At 69.9% G+C, this 21804-nt stretch carries 16 protein-coding genes; 9 read left to right on the forward strand and 7 right to left on the reverse strand.

Going from position 1 to position 21804, the window contains the following annotated elements; all coding sequences use genetic code 11:
* The coding region (locus tag IMZ11_RS38595; RefSeq protein WP_228647844.1) for a beta-galactosidase at positions 1–1154 on the reverse strand (1154 nt) is incomplete at its 3' end.
* 86 nt (positions 1155–1240) lie between these two features.
* Between IMZ11_RS38595 and IMZ11_RS38600 the strand changes: the two genes are divergently transcribed.
* The 3 genes from IMZ11_RS38600 to IMZ11_RS38610 all read left to right on the forward strand — a co-directional run bounded on the left by IMZ11_RS38600 (position 1241) and on the right by IMZ11_RS38610 (position 3817).
* Positions 1241–2410, forward strand: coding sequence for a histidine kinase (locus IMZ11_RS38600; RefSeq protein WP_228647846.1), 1170 nt, complete (start codon positions 1241–1243; stop codon positions 2408–2410).
* A complete protein-coding gene (locus tag IMZ11_RS38605; RefSeq protein ID WP_228647848.1) occupies positions 2401–3048 on the forward strand; it encodes a response regulator transcription factor in 648 nt (215 codons plus the stop codon). The genes IMZ11_RS38600 and IMZ11_RS38605 overlap by 10 nt, the downstream gene beginning before the upstream one ends.
* A 70-nt stretch (positions 3049–3118) precedes the next feature.
* Positions 3119–3817: a hypothetical protein gene (locus tag IMZ11_RS38610; RefSeq protein ID WP_228647850.1), complete on the forward strand. Its 699-nt coding sequence runs from the start codon at positions 3119–3121 to the stop codon at positions 3815–3817.
* A gap of 8 nt (positions 3818–3825) precedes the next feature.
* Here the strand turns inward: IMZ11_RS38610 and IMZ11_RS38615 are convergent, their stop codons facing one another.
* From IMZ11_RS38615 to IMZ11_RS38630, 4 genes are all read right to left on the reverse strand, one after another.
* Positions 3826–4827 carry a LacI family DNA-binding transcriptional regulator gene (locus IMZ11_RS38615; protein WP_228647852.1) on the reverse strand — a complete coding sequence of 334 codons (1002 nt, stop codon included), beginning with the start codon at positions 4825–4827 and terminating at the stop codon, positions 3826–3828.
* Between the two features lie 105 nt (positions 4828–4932).
* Entirely contained in the window at positions 4933–5835 is a 903-nt protein-coding gene (locus tag IMZ11_RS38620; protein WP_228647854.1) for a carbohydrate ABC transporter permease, read from the reverse strand.
* Positions 5835–6746 carry a carbohydrate ABC transporter permease gene (locus IMZ11_RS38625; RefSeq protein ID WP_228647856.1) on the reverse strand — a complete coding sequence of 304 codons (912 nt, stop codon included), beginning with the start codon at positions 6744–6746 and terminating at the stop codon, positions 5835–5837. The genes IMZ11_RS38620 and IMZ11_RS38625 overlap by 1 nt, the downstream gene beginning before the upstream one ends.
* A 61-nt stretch (positions 6747–6807) precedes the next feature.
* On the reverse strand, positions 6808–8118 hold the full coding sequence (locus IMZ11_RS38630) for an ABC transporter substrate-binding protein (RefSeq protein WP_228647857.1): 1311 nt from the start codon (positions 8116–8118) through the stop codon (positions 6808–6810).
* Between the two features lie 212 nt (positions 8119–8330).
* On the opposite strand from IMZ11_RS38630, the gene IMZ11_RS38635 reads away from it, so the two are divergent.
* Complete coding sequence (locus IMZ11_RS38635) at positions 8331–10412, forward strand: beta-galactosidase (RefSeq protein WP_228647859.1); 2082 nt, start codon at positions 8331–8333, stop codon at positions 10410–10412.
* A 351-nt stretch (positions 10413–10763) separates the two neighbouring features.
* Here IMZ11_RS38635 and IMZ11_RS38640 read toward each other — a convergent pair whose 3' ends face one another.
* Positions 10764–11246 (reverse strand): spore-associated protein A, encoded by a 483-nt coding sequence (locus tag IMZ11_RS38640; protein ID WP_228647861.1) that lies wholly within the window; start codon positions 11244–11246, stop codon positions 10764–10766.
* Positions 11247–11330: 84 nt separating this feature from the next.
* Positions 11331–11516, reverse strand: coding sequence for a hypothetical protein (locus tag IMZ11_RS38645; protein WP_228647863.1), 186 nt, complete (start codon positions 11514–11516; stop codon positions 11331–11333).
* 444 nt (positions 11517–11960) lie between these two features.
* Here IMZ11_RS38645 and IMZ11_RS38650 point away from each other — a divergent pair, with 444 nt between their 5' ends.
* From IMZ11_RS38650 to IMZ11_RS38670, 5 genes are all read left to right on the forward strand, one after another.
* Positions 11961–14243 carry a TIM-barrel domain-containing protein gene (locus tag IMZ11_RS38650; RefSeq protein ID WP_228647865.1) on the forward strand — a complete coding sequence of 761 codons (2283 nt, stop codon included), beginning with the start codon at positions 11961–11963 and terminating at the stop codon, positions 14241–14243.
* An 18-nt stretch (positions 14244–14261) separates the two neighbouring features.
* Complete coding sequence (locus IMZ11_RS38655) at positions 14262–15581, forward strand: ABC transporter substrate-binding protein (RefSeq protein WP_228647867.1); 1320 nt, start codon at positions 14262–14264, stop codon at positions 15579–15581.
* Positions 15582–15815: 234 nt separating this feature from the next.
* Positions 15816–16634 (forward strand): carbohydrate ABC transporter permease, encoded by an 819-nt coding sequence (locus tag IMZ11_RS38660; RefSeq protein ID WP_061257376.1) that lies wholly within the window; start codon positions 15816–15818, stop codon positions 16632–16634.
* The gene (locus IMZ11_RS38665; protein ID WP_228647869.1) at positions 16631–17476 is read left to right on the forward strand and encodes a carbohydrate ABC transporter permease; all 846 of its coding nucleotides are present in this window, start codon (positions 16631–16633) and stop codon (positions 17474–17476) included. Before IMZ11_RS38660 ends, IMZ11_RS38665 begins: the two co-directional genes overlap by 4 nt.
* Positions 17477–17579: 103 nt before the next feature.
* Positions 17580–20516, forward strand: coding sequence for a glycoside hydrolase family 3 protein (locus tag IMZ11_RS38670; protein WP_228647871.1), 2937 nt, complete (start codon positions 17580–17582; stop codon positions 20514–20516).
* Positions 20517–21804: the final 1288 nt, after the last annotated feature.

A 21804-nucleotide genomic window follows, 5' to 3' on the forward strand; every position in this document is an offset into this window, starting at 1 on the left:
GGGATCCGGGAGAGTGTGTCGCCGAGTTCGGCCACCTCGCGGAAGACGCGGGAGTCGGGGCCCGCGTGGGGCACCATGCCGTGGTGCCACAGTTCCGCGCCGCCACGGGAGGCGCGCCACTGGAAGAACAGGGCACCTCCCGACCCGCGCGCGACGTGCTGCAGGCTGTGCCTGGCGATCTCGCCGGGCGCCTTGGCCGTCATGCGGCGTGCCGTGTACACCACCCCGGCGGCCTGCTCCATGAGAAGCCACGGCCGCCCGCCCGCCCAGGATCTGGCCAGGTCGGCGGCGAACGCCGTCTGCTCCGCCGCCATGATCCCCGGCTCCGAGGGATAGTGGTCGATCGCCACCAGGTCGGCCTCCGCCGACCATTTCCAGTGGTCCACGGGAACCCAGCCGCCGAGGACGTAGTTCGTGGTGATCGGCACGTCCGGGGTGAAGGCGCGGAGCACGTCACGCTGCTCGCGGTAGCACGCGAGCATCTCGTCGGACAGGAACCGCCGGAAGTCCAGGACCTGGGCCGGGTTGGGCAGGTACTGCGTCGCGCGCGGTGTGGTGATCTGCGCCCAGTCCGAGTAGTGCTGGCTCCAGAACGCGGTCGTCCAGGCGTCGTTGAGCGCGTCGAGCGACCCGTGGCGCTCCCGCAGCCAGGTCCGGAACGCCGCCGCCGCGTGGTCGCAGTGACAGCCGGTGCCGTACTCGTTGTGCACGTGCCACATGGCGAGGGCCGGGTGCCCGCCGTACCGTTCGCCCAGTGCCGCCGCGATCCGCTTCGCCGCCTCGCGGTAGGGCGGGGCGCTCACGCAGTACGTGTCCCTGCTGCCGTGCGTGAGCCGTACGCCGTCACGGGTGACGGTGAGCGCGTCAGGATGGGCGAGGGAGAACCAGGGCGGGGGCGAGGCGGTGGGCGTGGCCAGGTTGACGGCGATCCCGGCGTCGCCGAGCAGGTCGAGGACACGGTCGAGCCACCCGAAGGTGTACCGACCCTCGGCGGGTTCGAGCCGGGACCAGGAGAAGACGCCGACGGTCACCAGGTTCACCCCGGCGCGGCGCATGAGCGCGACGTCCTCGTGCCAGACCTCCTCCGGCCACTGCTCCGGGTTGTAGTCCCCGCCGTAGCGGAGACCCTCGGTTCCTCCCGGCCACGCCGCCATCGGCCCTCCCTTTTGTCTGGAGGTCAAACTAATTGGCGGAGATAGCTGAGTCAACGGCACGAGAGGCGGGCGGATACCGTCTCACGGTGCGCGCTCGGACCGCCCTGGAGGCTCTCACCCGGCATCCGCTGTCCTTCCTGCGGTCCCGTTGGCCGTGGCGGTCGCTCGCGTACCTGCTGTCGAGTGCCGTGCTCGGCGTCACCGTCGCCGTCGTCGCGGTGTCGATCTCCTTCCTGGGATTCGTCCCGCTCATGGTCGCCGCCGGGCTGGCCGCCGCCGCCCTGGTGGTGCCGTCGGTGGCGAGGTTCGAGCGATGGCGGTTGCGGCTGGTCGACCGCACCCCGCTCGCTTCCGCGCCTGACAGGCTGTGGCGGGAGGTCGGGCTGGCCCTCGTCTCGCTGCTCGTGCTCTGGTGGATCGACCTGGTGGTCGTCTGCTTCACCATCGGGGGTCCCGTCGTACTGATCCTGTCGCCCGCCGTCCAGCCGGTGGAGGCGGACGGGGCGCTCGCCGCCGCGCTGACGGCCTCGGTCGCGGGATCGCTGCTGCTTCCGGTCGCCGCCTACGCCCTCAGTGTCTGGGCGGGCGCACGCGGAGCGATGATCAGGGCGCTGCTCGCCCCGCGCGAGGCCGATCTGGCCGAGGTGCTGCGCTCACGCGCCCGGCTGGTGGACGGATTCGAGACGGAACGCCGCAGGATCGAGCGCGATCTGCACGACGGCGCCCAGCAGCGGCTGGTCGCGCTGAGCATGAGGCTGGGGTTGATCCAGCTCGACGTGCCGCCGGACGCGCCGATCGTGGCGCAGCTCGCGCAGGCCCAGGAGGAGGCAAGGCGAGCCCTGGCCGAGTTGCGGGAGCTGATCCGCGGCGTGCATCCGCAGGTGCTCAGCGACCGCGGCCTGGCCGCCGCCGTCCGCGATGTCGCCGGGCGCTCCCCGGTCCCGGTGGACGTGAACGTCTCCCTGCCACGGCGGCTGCCCGAGCCCGTGGAGGTGGCCGCCTACTACGTCGTGTCCGAGGCCCTGGCGAACATCGCCAAGCACAGCCGAGCGGTCCGGGCGAGGATTCACGGCCGCCTGGTCGACGACGTGCTGGTCATGGAGATCCACGACGACGGAGTCGGCGGCGCCGATCCGGCCGGCGGCACCGGCCTGACGGGGCTGGCCGACCGGGTCGCCGTGGCCGACGGCAGACTGTCGCTGTCCAGCCCGACCGGCGGGCCGACGACGATACGAGTGGAGATCCCGTGCGCGTAGTCATCGCAGAGGACGCCGTCCTTCTCCGTGAGGGGATGGCCGGCCTGCTGGAGCGCTTCGGGCACGCGGTCGTCGCCTCGGTCGGAGACGCCGCCTCGCTCGTCACGGCGGTGGAGGAGCACCGGCCCGACGTCGTGGTGGCCGACGTGCGGATGCCCCCCGGTTTCACCGACGAGGGACTGCGCGCCGCGCTCATGCTGCGGGAACGGCATCCGGATCTGGCCGTGCTGGTGCTCAGCCAGTACGTCGAGCAGACGTACGCCGCCGAGCTGCTCGACTCCGGGGGAGCCGGCATCGGCTACCTGCTCAAAGATCGGATCGGAGACGTCAGAGAGTTCGTCGAAGCGCTCGTCCGGGTCGCGGAGGGCGGCATGGTCATCGACCCCGAGGTCGTACGGCAACTGCTCGGCCAGCGGCGCGACCCGCTGCGCCGGCTCACTCCGAGGGAGCTGGAGGTGCTGGCCCTGATCGCCGAGGGACGGTCCAACGCCTCGATAGCTCGGGCCCTCTTCGTCAGTGACGCGGCGGTCGCCAAGCACATCGCGAGCATCTTCACCAAGCTCGACCTTCCGCCCACCACCGACGGCCATCGCCGCGTCCTGGCCGTACTCGCCTATCTGCGGACCGAACCGAAGTAGTGCCAGGTCTACCCGAGATCTCGACCCGGCACCAATGTGAGACCGCCGTCACGCCGGTTGGATCAACGGCATGACGACCTCATTCGATTTCCCCGGACGCTGGGTGGAGGGCGCCGGGCTCGTCCTCGGGCCGGTCTCCATGCTCGCGGGAGTGCTGCTCCGCGTCGACTTCGACGGCTTCTTTCCCGAGCAACTGGCCGCGTTCGCCGCGAGCCCCGGCCGGATGACCGCCTCCTACAGCGCCTTCGCCGTGGGGAACGTCCTGCTGTGGCCCGCCGTCATCGCGCTGGTCCGGCGCATCTGGCCGGCCCGGCCCCGGTGGGCGCTGTGGGGTGGCGCGATGGTCATGCTGGGGCTCTTCGCGCGTACCTTCCATGCCGGGGTGAATCATCTGGCCTTCCAGCTCGTCGACGTCCAGGGGTTGGCGCCGGCCCGGAAGGCGGTGGCCGACGCCTACGGCGCGTTCCACGTCTTCCAGCCGTTGTCCGTGGCGATCTTCTTCGGGTGGACCGTGCTGGCCGTCGGGGCGTGGCGGGCGAACGTGCTGGGAATCGCCGGAGCCGTCGCCCTGGCGTCGATGAGTGCCCTGCCGATCGGGGTGCTCAAGGGCACGGGCCCGATGTCGATCGTCGCAACCCTCGGCCTGTGCGTGGCGCTGGTGCCGCTGGGGGTGCGCGTCCTGAGGGATGGGCCCGCGCCCAGGTGGTGGGCCTACCCGCTCACGCTGGGCGTGGGCGCCGCGGCCGTGCTCCTCGGCCTGGCCGGTTAGCCCGACGATCAGGCGGAGGCGCGGACGACGAGAGTGGTCGGGAGGATCACCGAGTCCACGTGGGGAGCGCCGTCGATGAGGTCGAGCAACAGCCGTACGGTCTCCTCGGCGACCTGCGCCAGCGGCTGGCGGACCGTGGTCAGCGGGGGATGCGTGGACACCGCGACGGAGGAGTCGTCGAAGCCCCCGACGGCCACGTCGTCCGGGACCTCACGCCCGGCGGCCCTGAGCGTCGCCAGGGCGCCGGCCGCCATCAGGTCGCTGGCCACGAAGACGGCGTCCAGGTCGGGAGAGCGCTCAAGCAGCTGCGCCATCGCGGTCTCGCCGCTCCGCCGGGTCCAGTCGCCGTGCGCGATCAGCTTCTTCGACGCTTTGCGGCCGAGCACGTCCGCGAAGCCCTCCAGCCGCAGGATGCCGCCGGGCGTGTCCATCGGGCCGGTGATCGTGGCGATCTTCTTCCTGCCCTGCTCGACCAGGTAGCGCGTCATCTGCCGGGCGCCCTCGCGGTCGTCGGCCGCCGCGTATGGGATCACGCTCTCCCGCCCGACGACGGCTCCCTGGGCGACGGCCGCGATCGGGATGCCGACGAGCGCGTCGGCCAGGGGGTCGCCCGCGTGGGTGGAGACCAGGAAGACCCCGTCCGCGTGGCCGCCGCGCACGTAGCGGACGACGCGTTCCCTGTCCCCGTCGTCGCCCGCCACCATCATGACCAGCGACACGTCCCGCTCGGCCAGCCGGCGGATCGCGGTCCGGATCGTCACGCTGTAGTTGGGATCCTCGAACACCTTCTCCGAGGGCTCGGACAGCACCATGACCACCGAGCCGGTCCGCTGGGTGACGAGGCTGCGCGCGTTGCGGTTGACCACGTACCCCGTCTCGGCGATGGCCCGCCGCACGGCCGCGTGGGCGGCGGGGCTGACGTACCGGTCGTCGTTGAGCACGCGGGACACGGTCCCCCGTGAGACCCCCGCCGCCGCCGCCACGTCATGGATGGTCGGACGCTTCGCCATGCCCGTATTGTCTCCCCGCCCGGCCCGCCGCCGGTTCTTCGCGCGCTCGTTCACGTGCTCGTTCACGTGCTCGTTCAACTGCCCCCGTCCGGAATCGGCGGCGTTCTAGCTTTTCACGGCCCCGCTGGACAGGTCCGTACGCCAATATCGCTGCATCGTGAGGAACAACGCGATCAGGGGGATGAGCGACACCATCGTGCCCGTGATGATCAGGTTGTACAGCGAGGGCTGGTTGGCCCCCGCCGCCAGCAGCGTGTAGAGGCCGACCGTCAGCGGGAACGTGTGGTCGTCGCCGAGCATGATGAACGGCAGCAGGAAATTGTTCCAGATCGCGACGAACTGGAACAGGAAGATCGTCACCATCCCTGGAGTCATCATCGGCAGCGCGACCCGGCGGAACAGGTGCCATTCGCTCGCGCCGTCCAGGCGGCCCGCCTCCAGCAGCGACCCGGGGATCGCCGCTTTGGCGTAGATGCGGGCGAGATAGATGCTGTACGGGTGCAGCACGCTGGGCAGCAGCACCGACCAGTAGGTGCCGGCCAGCCCGATCGCCGAGAACAGCAGATACTGCGGGATCGCCAGGACCACGGAGGGCACCAGGATGCCGCCGATCAGCAGGTTGAAGATCAGATCTCGTCCCGGAAAGCGATACGTCGCCAGCGCGTAGCCCGAGATCGTGGACACCGCGGTGGACAGCAGCGCGCCGCCTCCGGCGTAGAGGGCGGTGTTGAGCATCCACAGCCAGAAGACGCCGTCGCGATAGGCGAACAGGTCCGACAGGTTGGACAGCAGCCCGCTGCCCGGCGTGAACGCCGACGTGGAGAACAACTCGGCCCTGGACTTGCTGGCCGCGACCACTACCCAGCTCACCGGGAAGAGGGTGTAGATCGCCCCGAGCACGAGCACGACGGTCGGCACGGCACCGCCCGCACGGCGTGACCTCGCCCGCGCGTGCGCGGCGGGCCCGCCCGGCGCGGTCGCGACGCCCGGTGTGGTGGTGGTGACCATCAGCCCTCCCCGAAGGCGCGGTTCTTCACGACGCGCAGGAATCCGAACGACAGGACGAGCGAGATCGCGGCGATCACGACCGAGGTCGCCGCCGCGGAGTAGGGGTCACCGGTGACGAACGCGTCACGGTAGACCTTCATCAGCGGGCTCCAGGTCGAGCTGATCGTGTTCGTCAGGGGCCGCAGGGCGGTCGGCTCGGTGAACACCTGGACGGTCGCGATGACGGAGAACACCGTGGTCAGGATCAGCGCCGGACCGAGGATCGGGATCTTGATCCGGAGCGCGATCTGCGCCTCCGACGCGCCGTCGATGCGCGCGGCCTCGTAGTAGTCGTGTGGCACCGCCCGCAGATTCGTGTAGAGCACCAGCATGTTGAACCCGGTGCCGCCCCAGACGGCGACGTTGGCCATCGAGAACGTCACCGCGTCCGCGCCGAGGAAGGACAGGTCGCCGAACGGGCTCAGGCTCGGCAGGTACAGGAACCCCCACATCAACGTCGCCGCCACGCCCGGCACGGCGTACGGCAGGAAGATCGAGATCCGGGTGAACGCGGCCAGCCGTACGCGGGCGGAGTCGAGCATGAGCGCGAACAGCAGCGCCAGCCCGAGCATGGCCGCGAGCACGAGCGCGCCGTAGCCGAGGACACGCAGCCAGCCCGCCCACAGCTCTCCGTCGCCGATCGCGGCGGCGTAGTTGTCGAGGCCGGCGAAGATCTCCTTGCGGGCGCCCTTGCCCAGGCCGAGGCCGGAGACCTTGGTCTTCCGCAGGCTCAGGAAGAGCGTGTAGCCGATCGGGACGGCCATGAACAGCGTGAACAGCAGCATCGCCGGGGCCAGGAACAGATAGGGGACGGCGCCCGCGCGGCCGGTGCCCCCGGCCGCGCGGCCGCCCCACCCGGAGGGCGGCCTCACCGTGCGCCTCCCGTGCGGTTCCCTGTGAGATCGCTCGTGCGCGTCATCGCGGCGGCTCGCGTCACTGGACCAGGGTGAAGCCGGACTTGCGCATGTCGGCGACGGTCGCGTCCTGCATCCTCGTCACCGCGCCCGCGAAGTCGGATCCGTCCTGGAGGGCGGTGTCGAAGGCGTCCTTGTAGGCGTTGTAGGCCACGCCGACGTTCGGGCCGAAGGTGAATCCGCGGGCCCCGGCTCCGATCTCGGCGGCCCGCTGCCAGAAGTCGGGCTGGTTGGCGAAGTAGTCGGGTGCGGTGGTGAGCAGCCCGCCGCCCTTGGTGGAGGCCGGGTAGACCGAGCCTTCCTTGATCAGCAGATCGAGGGCCTGCGGGTCGGTGTTCAGCCAGGTGGCGAACCGCACCGCCGCGGCCTTGTTCGGCGACTTCTCCGCGACGGCGGTGGACGAGCCGCCCCAGAACCCGCTGTAGTTCTCACCAGGGTTCCACTGCGGCAGCGGGGCGATCGCCCACTTGCCCGTGGCCTTGGGCGCGTTGCTCGACAGCACGCCGGGTCCCCAGACGGCGGACGGCCAGGTCAGCAGCTTGCCGTCGTTGAGCGCCTTGTTCCACTCCGGGGTGAAGAACGGCCGGCCGTCGATGACGCCCTCCTTCACCAGGCCGCCCCAGAAGCCGGCGACCTTCTGGGTGGCCGCGTCGCTGATCGCGACCTTCCAGGACTCGCCGCTGATGCCCCACCACTGGGCGCCCGCCTGCTGCGACAGTCCCGCGAACCAGCCGGGGTCCTTGCTGGAGAACGCGCCGAGATAGACCTTCGGATCCCGCTTGTGCACGGCGCGGGCGGCCTCGGCGTACTCGTCCCAGGTCGTGGGCACCTTGATGCCGTACTTCTCGAAGAGGTCCTGGCGGTAGTACAGCATCATCGGGCCGCTGTCCTGCGGCACCGCGTATACGGCGTCGGTGCCCAGCGTCACCAGCCCCCAGATCCCCTCGCCGAACTCGCTCTTGGCCTGCGCGGTCTCCGCCTTGATGTCGGCGACGGCGTCCGCGGCGACGAAGGACGGGAGCATCTGGTACTCGGCCTGGACCAGGTCCGGGGGGTTGCCCGCCTTGGCGGCGGTGAGGAACTTGGCCGCCGCGTCGTCGCCGCCGGCCTGCTTGCTGACCGTCACCTGGATGTCGGGGTGCGCCTGGTTCCAGACCGCCACGATCTTGTCCATGTTCGGGACCCAGGTCCAGTACGTGAGAGCCACGGGACCCGCGGGCGCGGAGCTCTCGGCGGTGGCGGGGGTGGCCTGCTCCTGCGAGCCGCCGGAGCACCCGGCGGTCAGGGTGGCGGCGAGCACCGCGGCCACGGTGAGCCGGTATGTACGCATATATGCCTCCGTAGCGGGGTTCGAAGAGGGTAGCCAGACATGCGGGGAAACTTCTGTGAACGTGCACAGAGTGAAATCACCCCGTCGTTGCTGTCAATGCTCGTTACGGTCTCGTTAAATAGCCGCTTTTCGCCGATATCCCGTGCGGCGTTTCCCGTAAAGCAGGGCGTGGGCTACTGTGCACGTTCACAGAACGATGTGAGGGGGAGCTGTTGCCTGGATATCCCGCCCTGCCCGGGGGCATCGCGTACGGCGGGGACTACAACCCGGAGCAGTGGCCCGAGGAGGTCTGGCACGAGGACGTCCGGCTGATGCGCGAGGCGGGCGTGAACCTGGTCAGCCTCGGCATCTTCTCCTGGGGCCTGATCGAGCCGTCCGAGGGCGTGTACGACTTCGACGGGCTGGACCGCGTCCTCGACCTGCTCGACTCCGCGGGCATCAAGGCCGATCTGGCGACGCCGACCTCGTCACCGCCGGTGTGGCTCAGGCACCGGTATCCGGCGAGCCGGCTGGTCGACAGCGCGGGACATGTGATCGCGGGAGGCTCACGGCACAGCTTCTGCCCCAGCTCGCCGGACTACGCCGCCGCCTCGGCGCGTGTCACGGAACGGCTCGCGGCCAGGTACGCCCGGCATCCGGCCGTCGCGATGTGGCACGTGCACAACGAGTACGGCTGGGCGAACGCGCACTGTTACTGCGAGACCTCCGCCGAGGCGTTCCGGGACTGGCTGCGTGACCGGCACGGCTCCGTCGCCGCGCTGAACCACGCGTGGGGGACGACCTTCTGGGGGCTCAGCTACGGCTCTTTCGACGAGGTGGAGCCCCCCAGGCTCGCCCCGCCGGGGCTGCTCACCGCGCTCCAGCTCGACTTCATGCGTTTCTCCGTCGACGCGCACATCGCCAACTTCCGCCGTGAGCGCGACATCATCCGCCGGCACTGTGACCTGCCGGTCACCACCAACTTCATGATTCCGAACTGCAAGCCGATGGACTACTGGAGGTGGGCGGGCGAGGTGGACGTCGTCGCCAACGACCACTACCTCGACGCCGCGCGGACGGACGGCCACATCGAGCTGGCGATGGCCGCCGACCTCACCAGGTCGGTGGCGGGCGGGCGGCCGTGGATGCTCATGGAGCACTCCACCGGGGCCGTCAACTGGCAGCCGCGCAACATCGCCAAGCGGCCGGGGGAGATGCGCCGCAACAGCCTGGTCCACGTGGCACGCGGTTCGGACTCGGTGCTGTTCTTCCAGTGGCGTGCCTCGCGGTACGGCGCGGAGAAGTTCCACTCGGCGATGCTTCCGCACGCGGGCACCGACTCCGAGGTGTGGCGTGAGGTGACCGGTCTCGGCGCGGACCTGCGCAGGCTGGCCGACGTCCGCGGCACCCGGGTCGAGGCGGAGGTCGCCGTCGTCTGGGACTGGGAGTCGTACTGGGCGCTCGAACTGGAGTGGCGTCCCTCGGTCGACCTGCGGTTCCGGGAACGGGTGGAGGCCTTCTACGAGGCGCTCTGGCGGGAGCACGTCACCGTCGATTTCGTCCACCCGTCCGCCGACGTCTCGGCGTACCGGATGGTCGTCGCGCCGAGCGCGTACCTGCTCACGGAGGCGTCGGCCAAGAACCTGCACCGCTATGTCGAGTCGGGCGGGGCGCTGGTCGTCTCGTACTTCTCCGGCATCGTGAACGAGAACGACACCATCCACGGCGGTCCGTGTCCGGGGGTGCTGCGCGACGTCCTCGGGGTGTCCGTCGAGGAGTTCCATCCCCTCCGCGAGAGTGGGACGGTCTCCGTCGCCCGTCCACCGTCCCGTCCACCGTCCGGGCCACCGTCCGGGCCGCCGTCCGGGCCACCGTCCGGGCCGCCGGCCGGGTCACCGTCCGGGCCGCCGGAGCCCGCGCCGGACGAGCGGGCCACCGGCCGGATCTGGTCCGAGCGGGTCCGTCTCGCGGGGGCGCGTGCCGTACGGGTCTTCGCGGACGGGCCGGACGCCGGGCATCCGGCCGTCACCCGCCATGAGCTGGGCGCGGGCACCGCGTGGTACGTCGCGACCGCGCTCGACGCGGAACTGCGGGGGCTGCTCGCCGAGGCCCTCGACCAGGCGGGCGTGTCCCGGCCGCGTGACCTGCCCGACACTCTGGAGTTCGTACGGCGGGGCGCGCACGTCTTCCTCGTCAACCACGGTGACGAGCCGGTCACGGTCCACGGGGTGACCGGGGTCGGCGTGTTCGACGGCGTGGGGCACGCGGGGGCGGTCACCGTGCCGCCCGGTGAGGTGACCGTGATCCGCGCCTGACTTCCGGCCTTCCGGTGCTTTCCGGTGGCTCGCGTCCGGATTTGCCCGGGTTTGTGAACCTGTGTGACGGGTGGGGCGTCTCCCGGGCAGGGAGGCCCGGATGGATCCACTCGACCGCCTCGTCGCCGAGCTCCGCCTCGAGCTCGTCCTCGTCGAGGCACTGCATGAGGAAGCGGACCGGCTCCTCGCCTCGGTCGGCTTTCGGCACGGATGAAGGCGCCCGCCCCTCGTGGGGAGGGGTGGGCGCCCCGGGCATCCGGCGGTGAAACACCGGTGAACTCGCCGTACGGCTCCCGCGACGGGCGCCAGGTGACAGGCGACGGGCGACGGGCGCGTACGGTCACCGCGGGGTCAGCGGCAGTGCTTCCACGTCTTCAGGCTGCCGCCGTAGGCGACGGTGCTCTGGTTCCGGGAGTTCGGCGAGCTGCTCGGCAGGAACATGGTCGCCCAGTACTTGACGCACTTGTGCGCGGCCTCCAGCCGGACCGGACCGGCGTACTTCTTGAAGTTGCCGCTGTCCGTGTGGCTGCGGCCGCCCTTCACGTCCAGCGCGGCCGTCATGTAGCTGGCCTTGCCCACGAACTTGGTCTTGACCACGGTGACGCAGTTGTACCCGTTGCCGCGGTTGTACAGCAGGTAGAGGTACCCGTAGACGTCGCCGTAGTGGGTCTTAACGGGAACCTTGTTGACCTGGACGGTGTAGCCCGATCCGCAGATGCTCCGTGCGCTGGTGGCGGCCGCCTGGGCGGGCATGGCGGCGGCGGTGACGCCGGCGAAGGCCGTCATCGTGAGGACCGTGCCGACGCACGCCCTCTTGGCGGAGGAACTGATCACTGGTGTCCTTTCTCCGATCATTTCAGAGAGTCACGCTAGATCGTTTATCCGCTTTTGGGTGTGGCATTTACCCCAATTTCGGGCTTACGCCTCGGCCGAGGCTTCCCATTGGTGGCAGGGGCGGACGGCGTGGTGGTGGTAGATCATGCCCACCGGCTCGCGGGTGGCGACGGTCTCGACCGGCTCGCCTCCCGGCCCGCAGACGCAGTCGGGGGTGCCTTCATGGCCGATGGCGTCGTCGAGTGGCATCACGTGAACGAAGCTGGCCATGGGGGCATCCCTTCCGCGTCAATTAACCCCCGATATTACCTCAAAAGCGGATAAAACGGACAGCGATTCCTTAATTGGCCGCAGTTGCCCCGGTCGGGGCGGTCTCCGTACGCGGACTTCCGGCCGTCGGGGGAGCCGGTGGGGGAGCCGGCTGGGGGAGGGCGACGGTTGTGATCGTGGTGAGCGTCAGGGCCCCCGCCTTGACGAACTTGATCATCCGGTTCCAATCCTTCGGGAGGAGACCGCCCGGTCCGGGCGACCCGATCTTGGCCCGGTCGAGTATGCCGAAATTGACGGCGTCTGTAAAGGATCATTAGGGAAGATCCGAAATATCCGAATGTGGCATCCCCTGGGGTGCCTCCGCGGCCACGGGCCCGTTGACGTTTGTTGGGATGGTCGGCAAACTAATTCGCACAGTATTCGGATGACCGATGGAGTGCAGCGATGCCGTACCGTCCTCCCCTGATCGCGCACGAGTACTTCAGCGCGGACCCCCCGGAGCTCCCCGTACGCGAGCACGGGGAGGAGGGGCTGTCCGCGGTGCGGCGTGCCGAGGTGGTGGCCTCGGACGGCCACGGCGTGACGCTGAAAGTGGTCACCTCGGCGGAGGAGACGCTCGTCGTGCGGGTCGCCGTGGCGGGCGAGGGCGTGATCCGGGTACGGCTCGGCCAGGACGCCGACGCCCGGACCCGGTCCGCCCGCGCGATCACCATGGTCACCCCGGGTGTGTACGGCGGGGCGGTGGTGGAGGCCGGTGACGGCCGGGTGGCGCTGGACGCGGGGTCGCTGCGGGCCGAGATCCGGCTGGACCCGTGGAACGTCCGCTTCACCGACCGGGCCGGGCGCACGCTGGTCGAGCAGGATCCAGGCAGGAAGGACATCAGCGGGCGGCTGCGCACCCTCCCGTTCGGCCGCTCGCTGGTCGACGGCGCCGCGGTGGCCTACCACGAGACCTTCCTCGCGCCCGCGGACGAGGCGTTCGCCGGGTTCGGCGAGTCGTTCACCCCCGTGAACAAGCGCGGCCAGCGGCCGCTGATGTGGAACTTCGACGCGTTCGGCGCCGACTCGCAGCGCGCGTACAAGAACGTGCCGTTCTACCTGTCCTCAAGGGGCTACGGCGTCCTCGTGGACAGCGGCACGCCGGTGGAGTTCGACATGTGCCAGTCCACGCACAGCGACGTGCAGATCATCGCGCCGGACGACCTGATCGACTACTACGTGATCGCCGGGCCCACCCCGGCGGAGGTGCTCGACCGGTTCGACGGGCTGACCTGCCGGCCCGAACTGCCGCCCAGATGGGCGTTCGGCACCTGGATCTCCTCGGGGTTCTTCCGCGACAGCCAGGAGCGGGTGCTGGAGCGGGCGAGGAAGATCAGGGAGCGGGGCATCCCGTGCGACGTCCTCCACCTGGACACCTACTGGCAGACCGACGGGCATTGGTCCGACCTGCGGTGGGACAGCGAGAACTTCCCCGACCCGGAAGGCATGCTCGCCACGCTCAAGGAGCAGGGCTTCCAGGTCTGCCTCTGGATGAACCCGTACATCTCCCACCTCAGCCCGGCCTTCGCCGAGGCCGCCGAGAAGGGATACTTCCTCACCAGATCCGACGGCGAGGTGTACGTCGCCGACTCCTGGCACGGCTCGTACCCGCCGTGCGGCATCGTCGACTTCACCCACCCCGGCGCCGCGGAGTGGTTCAGGGGCCTGCTGCGCGACCGGCTCCGCGAGGGCGTCGCCGTCTTCAAGACCGACTTCGCCGAGGGCGTGCCGTACGACGCGGTGGCCGCCAACGGGATGACCGGGACCGACCTGCACAACGTCTACACGCTGCTGTTCAACGACCTGGTCGCGGGCGTCACCCGGGAGGTCGCCGGGCACGGCATGGTGTGGGCGCGGTCCTCCTTCCTCGGCGGCCAGCGGCACGCGGCGCAGTGGAGCGGCGACGTCGACGCGATCTATCCGGCGATGGGCAGCACGATCCGCGGCGGCCTGTCGCACGGCCTGTCCGGCATCCCGTACTGGAGCCACGACGCGGGCGGCTTCACCGGCACCCCGACGCCCGACCTCTACATCCGCTGGTCCCAGTTCGCGGCGCTGTCGCCGCTCGTCCGGTTCCACGGCACCACCAGCCGCGAGCCGTGGGAGTTCCCGCCGGACGCCGAGCGGGCCGCGATCGAGGCGCTCCGGCTCCGCTACCGGCTCATGCCGTACATCTACTCGGCCGCGGTGGACGCCGCGCGGACCGGCGCGCCCATGATGCGCGCGCTGTGCGTGGACCACCCGGACGACCCCGTGGCCTGGCAGGCCGACCTGGAGTACCTCCTCGGCACGGACCTGCTCGTCGCGCCGATGATCTCGGCGGACGGCGTCCGCGACGTCTACCTCCCCGCGGGCCGGTGGGTGGACCACTGGACCGGTGACATCCACGACGGCGGCCGCCACATCAGGGTCGCGCCGCCGCTCGACCGGATCCCCCTGTTCGTACGGCACGGCGCGCTCATCCCGGTGACCGAGCCCGGCGACACGGTCGCGGAGGACCCCCTGATCACGCTGGTCGGCTACGGCGTCGCGGACGGCGGGACCCGGCAGGTCATCAGGGACCCCGACGGTGACACCACCGTCACCGCCACCCGCGACGGCGACCGCCTGATCGTCGCCGTCGAGGGCCCCAAGCGGATCTCCGGCGTCGAGTTCGTGGGCCCCGGCGCCGAGGTCGTCATCAACTAGCACCCCTGGAGAAGGACCATGCGCAAGACACGCAAGACCGCGGTGGCGGCGGCCCTCGCCGCGGCCGCGCTGACCCTCGCCGCCTGCGGAGGGTCGGCGGACTCACCGGGCGGCAAGGACGGCGGGGCGGGGGAGGCGCGGACGCTCACGCTCTGGCACTACGAGGGCGCGGACAGCGCCATGGGCAAGGCGTGGGCCGAGGCCGTCAAACAGTTCGAGGCGAGCCACCCGAACGTGAAGGTGAAGTTCGAGGAGAAGGGCTTCGAGCAGATCCAGAAGACCGCGGGCATGGTGCTGAACTCCGACGAGGCGCCCGACATCATGGAGTACAACAAGGGCAACGCCACCGCCGGACTGCTCTCCAAGCAGGGGCTGCTCGCCGACCTGTCCGACGAGGCCGCGAAACGCGGCTGGGACAAGCTGCTCAGCGCGTCGCTGCAGACGACCGCGCGATACGACGAGCGCGGCATCATGGGCTCCGGCAAGTGGTACGGCGTGCCCAACTACGGCGAGTACGTCATGGTCTACTACAACAAGGACGCCTTCACGAAGCACGGCGTCGAGGTGCCCACGACGTATGACGAGTTCACCGCCGCCCTGGACACGTTCGTCAAGGCGGGCGTGACGCCGATCGCCAACGCGGGCGCCGAGTACCCCGCCCAGCAGATCTTCTACCTGCTCGCGCTGAGCAAGGCCGACCGGGCCTGGGTCGACGGCTACCAGCTCTACAAGGGCACGACCGACTTCCACGGCCCCCAGCTCACCTACGCCGCCGAGACGTTCGCCGACTGGGTGAAGAAGGGCTACATCGCCAAGGACTCGGCCGGGATGAAGGCCGAGGACATGGGCACGGCGTTCATGTCCGGCAAGTTCCCCCTCCTGGTCTCGGGAAGCTGGTGGTACGGACGCTTCCAGTCCGACATCAAGGACTTCGAGTGGGGCTCGTTCCTGTGGCCGGGCAACCAGATGTCCCCCGGCTCCAGCGGCAACCTCTGGGTCGTCCCCGAGAAGGCGAAGAACAAGGACCTCGCCTACGACTTCATCGACATCACGATGAAGAAGGAGATCCAGAACCTGCTCGGCAACTCGGGAGGCGTACCCGTCGCGGCCGACCCCGCGGCGATCACCGACCCGAAGAGCAAGGAGCTGATCGAGAACTTCAACGCGCTCTCCGCCAAGGACGGCCTCGCCTTCTATCCCGACTGGCCGGCCCCCGGGTACTACGACGTCCTCGTCGCCGGAGTCCAGGAGCTCATCAACGGCGGCAAGAAGCCGTCCGAGGTCCTCGACGAGATCGCCCAGCCGTACAACGACAACCTCGCGGACATCGGCGAGTAGCCGGGCTCATCCGGCGGCGGGGGCGACCTGACCGGCCTCCGCCGCCGCCCCGCCCACGCCTCGGGCGGGCGGGAGCCGTACCGATCGAAAGGCTCAACAGTGACACTCCCAGCGACGGCGACGGGCGGTCCCCCCGCGCGGCCCGCGCGGCCGGGACGCGTTCGGCGATCCGCGCGTCCGGGACGTCCGGGACGGCCCGGTCGCGGCGGGTACTGGCCCTACCTGATCCCCAGCATGGTGCTGTTCCTCGCGGTCGTCGTCGTGCCGTTCCTGATGAACGTCGCGACGAGCTTCACCCGGTGGTCCGGGGTCGGCACGCCCACGTGGATCGGGTTCGACAACTACGTCAAGCTCGCCGGGGACGAGCGGTTCTGGACGTCCTTCCAGCACAACGTCGCCCTCATCGTCGCGATGGCGATCCTGCCGACGATGCTCGGCCTCGTCCTCGCGGCCACGCTGTTCGACTACATCGGCAAGAAGTTCGGCACGCGTACGGCGGCGGGCCTGCGAGCCGCGTTCTACCTGCCGCAGGTGCTGCCGGTCGCGGTGGCGGGCGTCGTGTGGGGCTGGATGCTGCACCCGTCCTACGGCGCGGTCAACGAGATCTTCGGGCTGAAGGTCAACTGGCTCGGTGATCCGGACGTCGCGCTGGCCAGCGTCATGGCGATCATGGTGTGGTTCCAGCTCGGCTACCCGGTCGTGATCTTCATGGCGGGGCTCCAGCGGGTGGACCCCGCGCTGTACGAGGCCGCCGAGATCGACGGTGCCTCGTGGGGCCGCAGGTTCTGGCACATCACGGTCCCGCAGATCAGGCCGGAGGTCTACGTCGTGCTGCTCACCTGCACGATCGCCGCGCTGAAGGTGTTCGGCCCGATCTTCGTGCTCACCAGGGGAGGGCCGGGCTCCGCCACGATGGTGCCCTCCTACTTCTCGTACCTGAACTTCTTCCAGAAAGTGAACGTCGGATACGGCTCGGCCATCGCGACCGTGCTCGCCCTGATCATCGTCGTGGTGACGTTCCTCTTCCTGCGGGTCCAGGAGCGTGACCGATGAGCCGTGCGGCCGGGCGCCCGGGAGCCGGGCCTGGCGGGTGGGGGGTGCTCGCGGCCCTCGTCGTGCTCGCCGTCGTGATGCTGTCCCCGTTCGTCATCGTCACGTTCAACGCGTTCAAGACTCCCGCCGAGTACGCCGCGGGCGGGCCGCTGACCCCGCCCCAGGGTTTCCACCTCGACGCGATCATCGACTTCTGGAACCGGGTCGCCTTCGGGGAGAAACTCTGGAACAGCTTCGTCATCAGCGGCACCGTCGCGGTCGCCGCGGTCGTCCTCTCCGTGCTCAACGCGTACGCGCTGGGGATCGGGCGGGTCCGGGGGCGGCTGTGGATCCTGGTGCTGTTCCTCGTGGCCAACACGCTGCCGCAGGAGGCGCTGGCCTACCCGCTCTACTACCTGTCCAAGGAAGTCGGGCTGTATGACAGCAAGCTCGCCGTGATCCTGATATTTACCGTTATCCAGGCGGCTTTCGGGACTTATCTGCTCTCGGCGGTCCTGGGGCAGTTCCCCGGCGAGATCCTGGAGGCCGCCTCCCTCGACGGCGCCGGCCGGTGGCGGGCCCTGTGGACCATCGTGGTCCCGATCAGCCGCCCCACGCTCAGCGTCCTGCTGATCTTCTTCTTCATCTGGACCTGGAACGAGTTCTTCCTGCCCCTGATCTTCCTGATCTCCAACGACAACCAGACCGTGCCCGTGGCTCTCGGCGTGCTCCAGGGCGAGAAGATGATGGACGCCACCATGTCGAGCGCCTCGGCGCTGCTCGGCATCGTGCCCGCCGTCGCCTTCTTCCTGATCTTCCAGCGCACGCTCACCCGCGGCATCACGGTCGGGGCGATCAAGTAGTCCGTCAAGCGGCGTCGGCCGCGCGTCGAGGGTGCCGTGCATCCTGGGCGGCCGACACCGCACGACCGGCATCACGCGTCACTTCACCTGACCTGGAGGCGCAATGTCCCTTCGACGACCCCTGTGGGCGGCGGCAGCGCTCGCCCTCGCCGCGGCCTTATGCACCTCACCCGCACAGGCGGCGGAGACCTTCCCCTTCCGCGACCCGTCGCTGCCGCTGAACCAGCGGATCGGCGACCTGCTCGGAAGGCTGACCCTCGACGAGAAGGTCTCGCTGCTCCACCAGTACCAGCCCGCCATCGACCGCCTCGGCATCCGGATGTTCAAGACCGGCACCGAGGCGCTGCACGGCGTCGCCTGGTCCACCGACTACGACGCCAACGGCGCCGTCGTGACCGCGTCCGGCACGGTGTTCCCGCAGGCCGTCGGGCTGGCCAGCACCTGGGACCCGGACCTGATCAAGCGGGTCGGCTCCGCCGTCGGCGACGAGGCCCGCGGCTACAACGCCGAGAACCCCACCGTGTGGGGCCTCAACTTGTGGGCGCCGGTCGTCAACCTGCTGCGCGACCCGCGCTGGGGCCGCAACGAGGAGGGATACTCCGAGGACCCCACCCTGACCGGAGCGATCTCCACCGCGTACGGCTCCGGCATCCAGGGCGACGACCCCGACCACCTCAAGGCGGCACCGACGCTCAAGCACTACCTCGCCAACAACAACGAGATCCGCCGCGACACCACCTCGTCGAACCTGCCGCCGCGGGTGAAACACGAGTACGACGAAGCCGCTTTCAAACCCGCCATCTCCGCCGACGCCGCGACCGGCGTCATGGCCGCCTACAACCTCGTCAACGGCCGGCCGAGCACCGTCAACCCCGACCTGAACGACGTCGTACGCACCTGGACGTCGAGAGACCTCCTCAACGTCTCCGACGCGGGCGGGCCCAACAACCTCACCGGCTCCGAGCAGTACCACACCACCCAGGCCGAGGCAGACGCCGCGACCCTGAAGGCAGGGCTCGACAGTTTCACCGTGGACGACAACAGGGGCGGCCCCACCGTCACCGCCGTCAAGGCCGCGCTGTCCCAGGGCCTCCTCCAGGAGTCCGACGTCGACACCGCCGTACGGCACATCCTGAGCATCCGGTTCCGGCTCGGCGAGTTCGACCCCGACGGCGGGCCGTACGCGGCGATCACCAAGGACGTGGTGAACAGCCCGGCGAACCGGAAGCTGGCCAGGGAGACCGCGGCCAAGGCGGCGGTGCTGCTCAAGAACTCGGGGAACACGCTGCCGCTCGCCCCCGGCAAGAAGGTCGCCGTCATCGGGCCGCTGTCGGACGTGCTCTACACCGACTGGTACTCCGGCAGGCTGCCGTACAAGGTGACACCGCTCGCCGGGATCAAGGAGCGGGCCGCGTCCGTCACCTCCTCCGAGGGCGTCGACCGGATCGCGCTCAAGGACGTCGCGACCGGCCGGTACATCACCGGCGGGACCGGAGACGCCGGAGCCGACCTCAAGGCCGGCGCGACCACCGCCGGCGACACCGAGAAGTTCGACGTGTTCGACTGGGGCCAGGGCGTCGTGACCCTGCGCAGCGTCGCCAACGGCAGGTACGTCAGCCGCGCCAACTGGTCCACGCTGGTGAACAACCAGGAGCAGCCGACCGGATGGTTCGTCCAGGAGCAGTTCAAGCTGGAGAAGCAGGGCGACGGCTCCTACCTGATCAGATACGCCGGACACGAGACCGCCTACGACTGGTTCGGGCCCAACACCTACGTGAAGGCGGCGGCCGACGGCACGCTCAGTCTCACCACGGTCGCCGAAGCGAGCAGGTTCGCCAAGGAGGTCGTCGACAGCGGCGTGGACGACGCGGTCGCCAAGGCCAAGGACGCCGACGTGGCCGTGGTCGTCGTCGGCAGCATGCCGTTCATCAACGGCCGCGAGGACCACGACCGAACCGACATGAACCTCGCCGAAGGACAGGAGGCGCTGGTCAAGGCCGTACGGCAGGCCAACCCGAACACGGTCGTCGTGCTGGAGAACAGCTATCCGACGACGATCACCTGGGAGCAGGCGAACGTCCCGGCCATCCTGTGGACCACCCACGCCGGGGCCGAGACCGGGAACGCCCTCGCCGACGTGCTCTACGGTGACGTCAACCCGGCCGGGCGGCTCACCCAGACCTGGTACCGCTCCGCCGCCGACCTGCCGGACATCCTCGACTACGACATCGTCCAGCGCGACCGGACGTACCTGTACTTCAACGGCGACCCGCTCTATCCGTTCGGCCACGGCCTGTCGTACAGCGCGTTCAGATACCAGGGACTGCGGGCCACCCCCAAGGGCGACGGCTACGAGATCGGCGTGAAGGTCACCAACACCGGATCGCGCGCGGGCGACGAAGTCGTCCAGCTCTACACCCACCAGCGGCAGTCGCGGGTGAAGCAGCCGGTCAAGCAACTGCGCGCCTTCCAGCGGGTCAGCCTCGCGCCCGGCGGGAGCACCACCGTCACGTTCACCCTGCCCAAGGCGGACCTGGCGCTGTGGGACGTGACCAGGAACAGGTTCGCGGTCGAGACCGCCACACACGACGTCATGGTCGGCTCGTCGTCCGGCGACATCAGGCAGCGGACCACCGTCGACGTCAGAGGCGAGAAGATCCCCGACCGCGACCTGAGCACGACGACGCGGGCGATCGACTTCGACGGCTACTCGGGCGTCGATCTGGTCGACGAGACGAAGGCGCGCGGCGACGCCGTGGCCGGCTCCCGGGGCGACTGGATCGTGTTCGAGGACGTCGACCTCAAGCGCAAGCCCGTACGGGTGACCGCCGGCGTCGCTTCGATCGGCGGCGGCTCCTTCGGACTGCGCCTCGGCTCGCCCACGGGAAAGCTCGTCGCGACCGTCCCCGTCGCCGCCACCGGCGACGTCCGCACCTGGGGTACGGCGACCGCTTCGCTGAGCGGGGCGTCCGGCGTGAAGGACCTCTACCTCGTGTTCACCGGCGACCTGCGGATCAAGGATCTCGCCCTCACCAGGTAGCGCCATACGGGCAGGTTCGCCCCTGAATGACCGGTCCCCGGCACGACACATGAGGGTGGTTCCAGCGCGCGGCGTATCCGGGGATGATGCATTGCGCGGTGATGCTGGGAGCCTGGAGTCACGTGCTCGGGAGGCGTCACGGGATGCTGAGTCACGGGATGGTGCGTCACGGGATGCTGAGTCACGGGATGGTGCATCACGGGATGCTGAGTCACGGGATGGTGCATCACGGGATGGTGAGTCACAGGATGGTGAGTCACAGGATGGTGCATCACGGATGATGCTTCGCCGGGCGGAGAAGGCCGTAGCGGAGCCTGCGGCCTCCTGCCCGGCTCCGTGACATTTCCCGGGCCCGTGGGAAACTCCGAGTGCGCGAGGAGTTTTCATGAGGGACGACAACGCTGTGCGGGCCACCCTGCGTGACGCGACGGGGCGAAGCTTCCCGGAAAGGGCGTCAGCGAGCGGCGCCGTGACATGCGGGACCGTGGGACCAGCGGGGGCAGTGTGCCCATGGGGCGGGGCAGTGGGCCGGGTTGGGGTCGGGGCCAGGTCGGAGCCGGGGCCGGTGTCCGTAGGCGCTACGACGGGGGCTTGCTCCGGCCGGCCGTAATAGTTGCGATCAGGTGCATACCGCTGTCGCGGTCGCGGGCGCGGTGGTTGCCGGCACGGTCTTACGCCGGCCTCCACAAACCCCCGCCTCCGCGCCCCGCTCTCCCGCCATATCGCCCGCGGAGGTGACCTCCAGGCCGAGGATCTCCCTGCAGCCGTCGATGTTCATGCTGGGGGCCCATCGGAACGCACGCTCCCGACCGCCGCGCCTTCCCTGTCCCGCGGCCCATCGGGGGCTGAGGCAGGTGCGGCGGCTCAGTGGGACCCCGACATCGAGCAGGATCCTCACTAGGCCTTGCGCCGCGTCGCGCGCAAGGTTGCCGTGCCCGCCGGCCAGCCGAGCCGCTGGAACAATGTGGCCGGCTGCTGCGGGTAGCGGCCCTCTCCCTGGCCCCCTGCCCCTGCCCATGGCACTGGCCGCGCCCCGTGCCCCTGGCCGTGGCCGTGGGTGGCGTCCGGCGGCCGTCGCCTCTCGGTAGCGGCCCGGGCCCGGCGGTGGGCTTGCGTCTTCGGCTTTGGAGCCCGGCGAGATCACCGGCCAGGTCTGCCAGCCTGTGGCCTTGACCATGTGCGGGATGGCGGTCCCTGTCCCTGTCCCTGTCCCTGTCCCTGTCCCTGTCCCTGTCACGGTCACTGTCTGCGGGCCCAGGCGCGGGGGCGGTGTTTGGGATAGCGGTGG

The sequence above is a fragment of the Microtetraspora sp. AC03309 genome (genome assembly GCF_020826795.1).
Lineage (GTDB): Bacteria > Actinomycetota > Actinomycetes > Streptosporangiales > Streptosporangiaceae > Microtetraspora > Microtetraspora glauca.

Excerpts from the sequence above, each read along its gene's own strand:
- IMZ11_RS38610 (WP_228647850.1), top strand. The coding sequence starts at position 3,119 with ATGACGACCTCATTCGATTTCCCCGGACGCTGGGTGGAGGGCGCCGGG.
- IMZ11_RS38615 (WP_228647852.1), bottom strand. The coding sequence starts at position 4,827 with ATGGCGAAGCGTCCGACCATCCATGACGTGGCGGCGGCGGCGGGGGTC.
- IMZ11_RS38620 (WP_228647854.1), bottom strand. The coding sequence starts at position 5,835 with ATGGTCACCACCACCACACCGGGCGTCGCGACCGCGCCGGGCGGGCCC.
- IMZ11_RS38630 (WP_228647857.1), bottom strand. The coding sequence starts at position 8,118 with ATGCGTACATACCGGCTCACCGTGGCCGCGGTGCTCGCCGCCACCCTG.
- IMZ11_RS38645 (WP_228647863.1), bottom strand. The coding sequence starts at position 11,516 with ATGGCCAGCTTCGTTCACGTGATGCCACTCGACGACGCCATCGGCCAT.
- IMZ11_RS38650 (WP_228647865.1), top strand. The coding sequence starts at position 11,961 with ATGCCGTACCGTCCTCCCCTGATCGCGCACGAGTACTTCAGCGCGGAC.
- IMZ11_RS38655 (WP_228647867.1), top strand. The coding sequence starts at position 14,262 with ATGCGCAAGACACGCAAGACCGCGGTGGCGGCGGCCCTCGCCGCGGCC.
- IMZ11_RS38660 (WP_061257376.1), top strand. The coding sequence starts at position 15,816 with ATGGTGCTGTTCCTCGCGGTCGTCGTCGTGCCGTTCCTGATGAACGTC.
- IMZ11_RS38665 (WP_228647869.1), top strand. The coding sequence starts at position 16,631 with ATGAGCCGTGCGGCCGGGCGCCCGGGAGCCGGGCCTGGCGGGTGGGGG.
- IMZ11_RS38670 (WP_228647871.1), top strand. The coding sequence starts at position 17,580 with ATGTCCCTTCGACGACCCCTGTGGGCGGCGGCAGCGCTCGCCCTCGCC.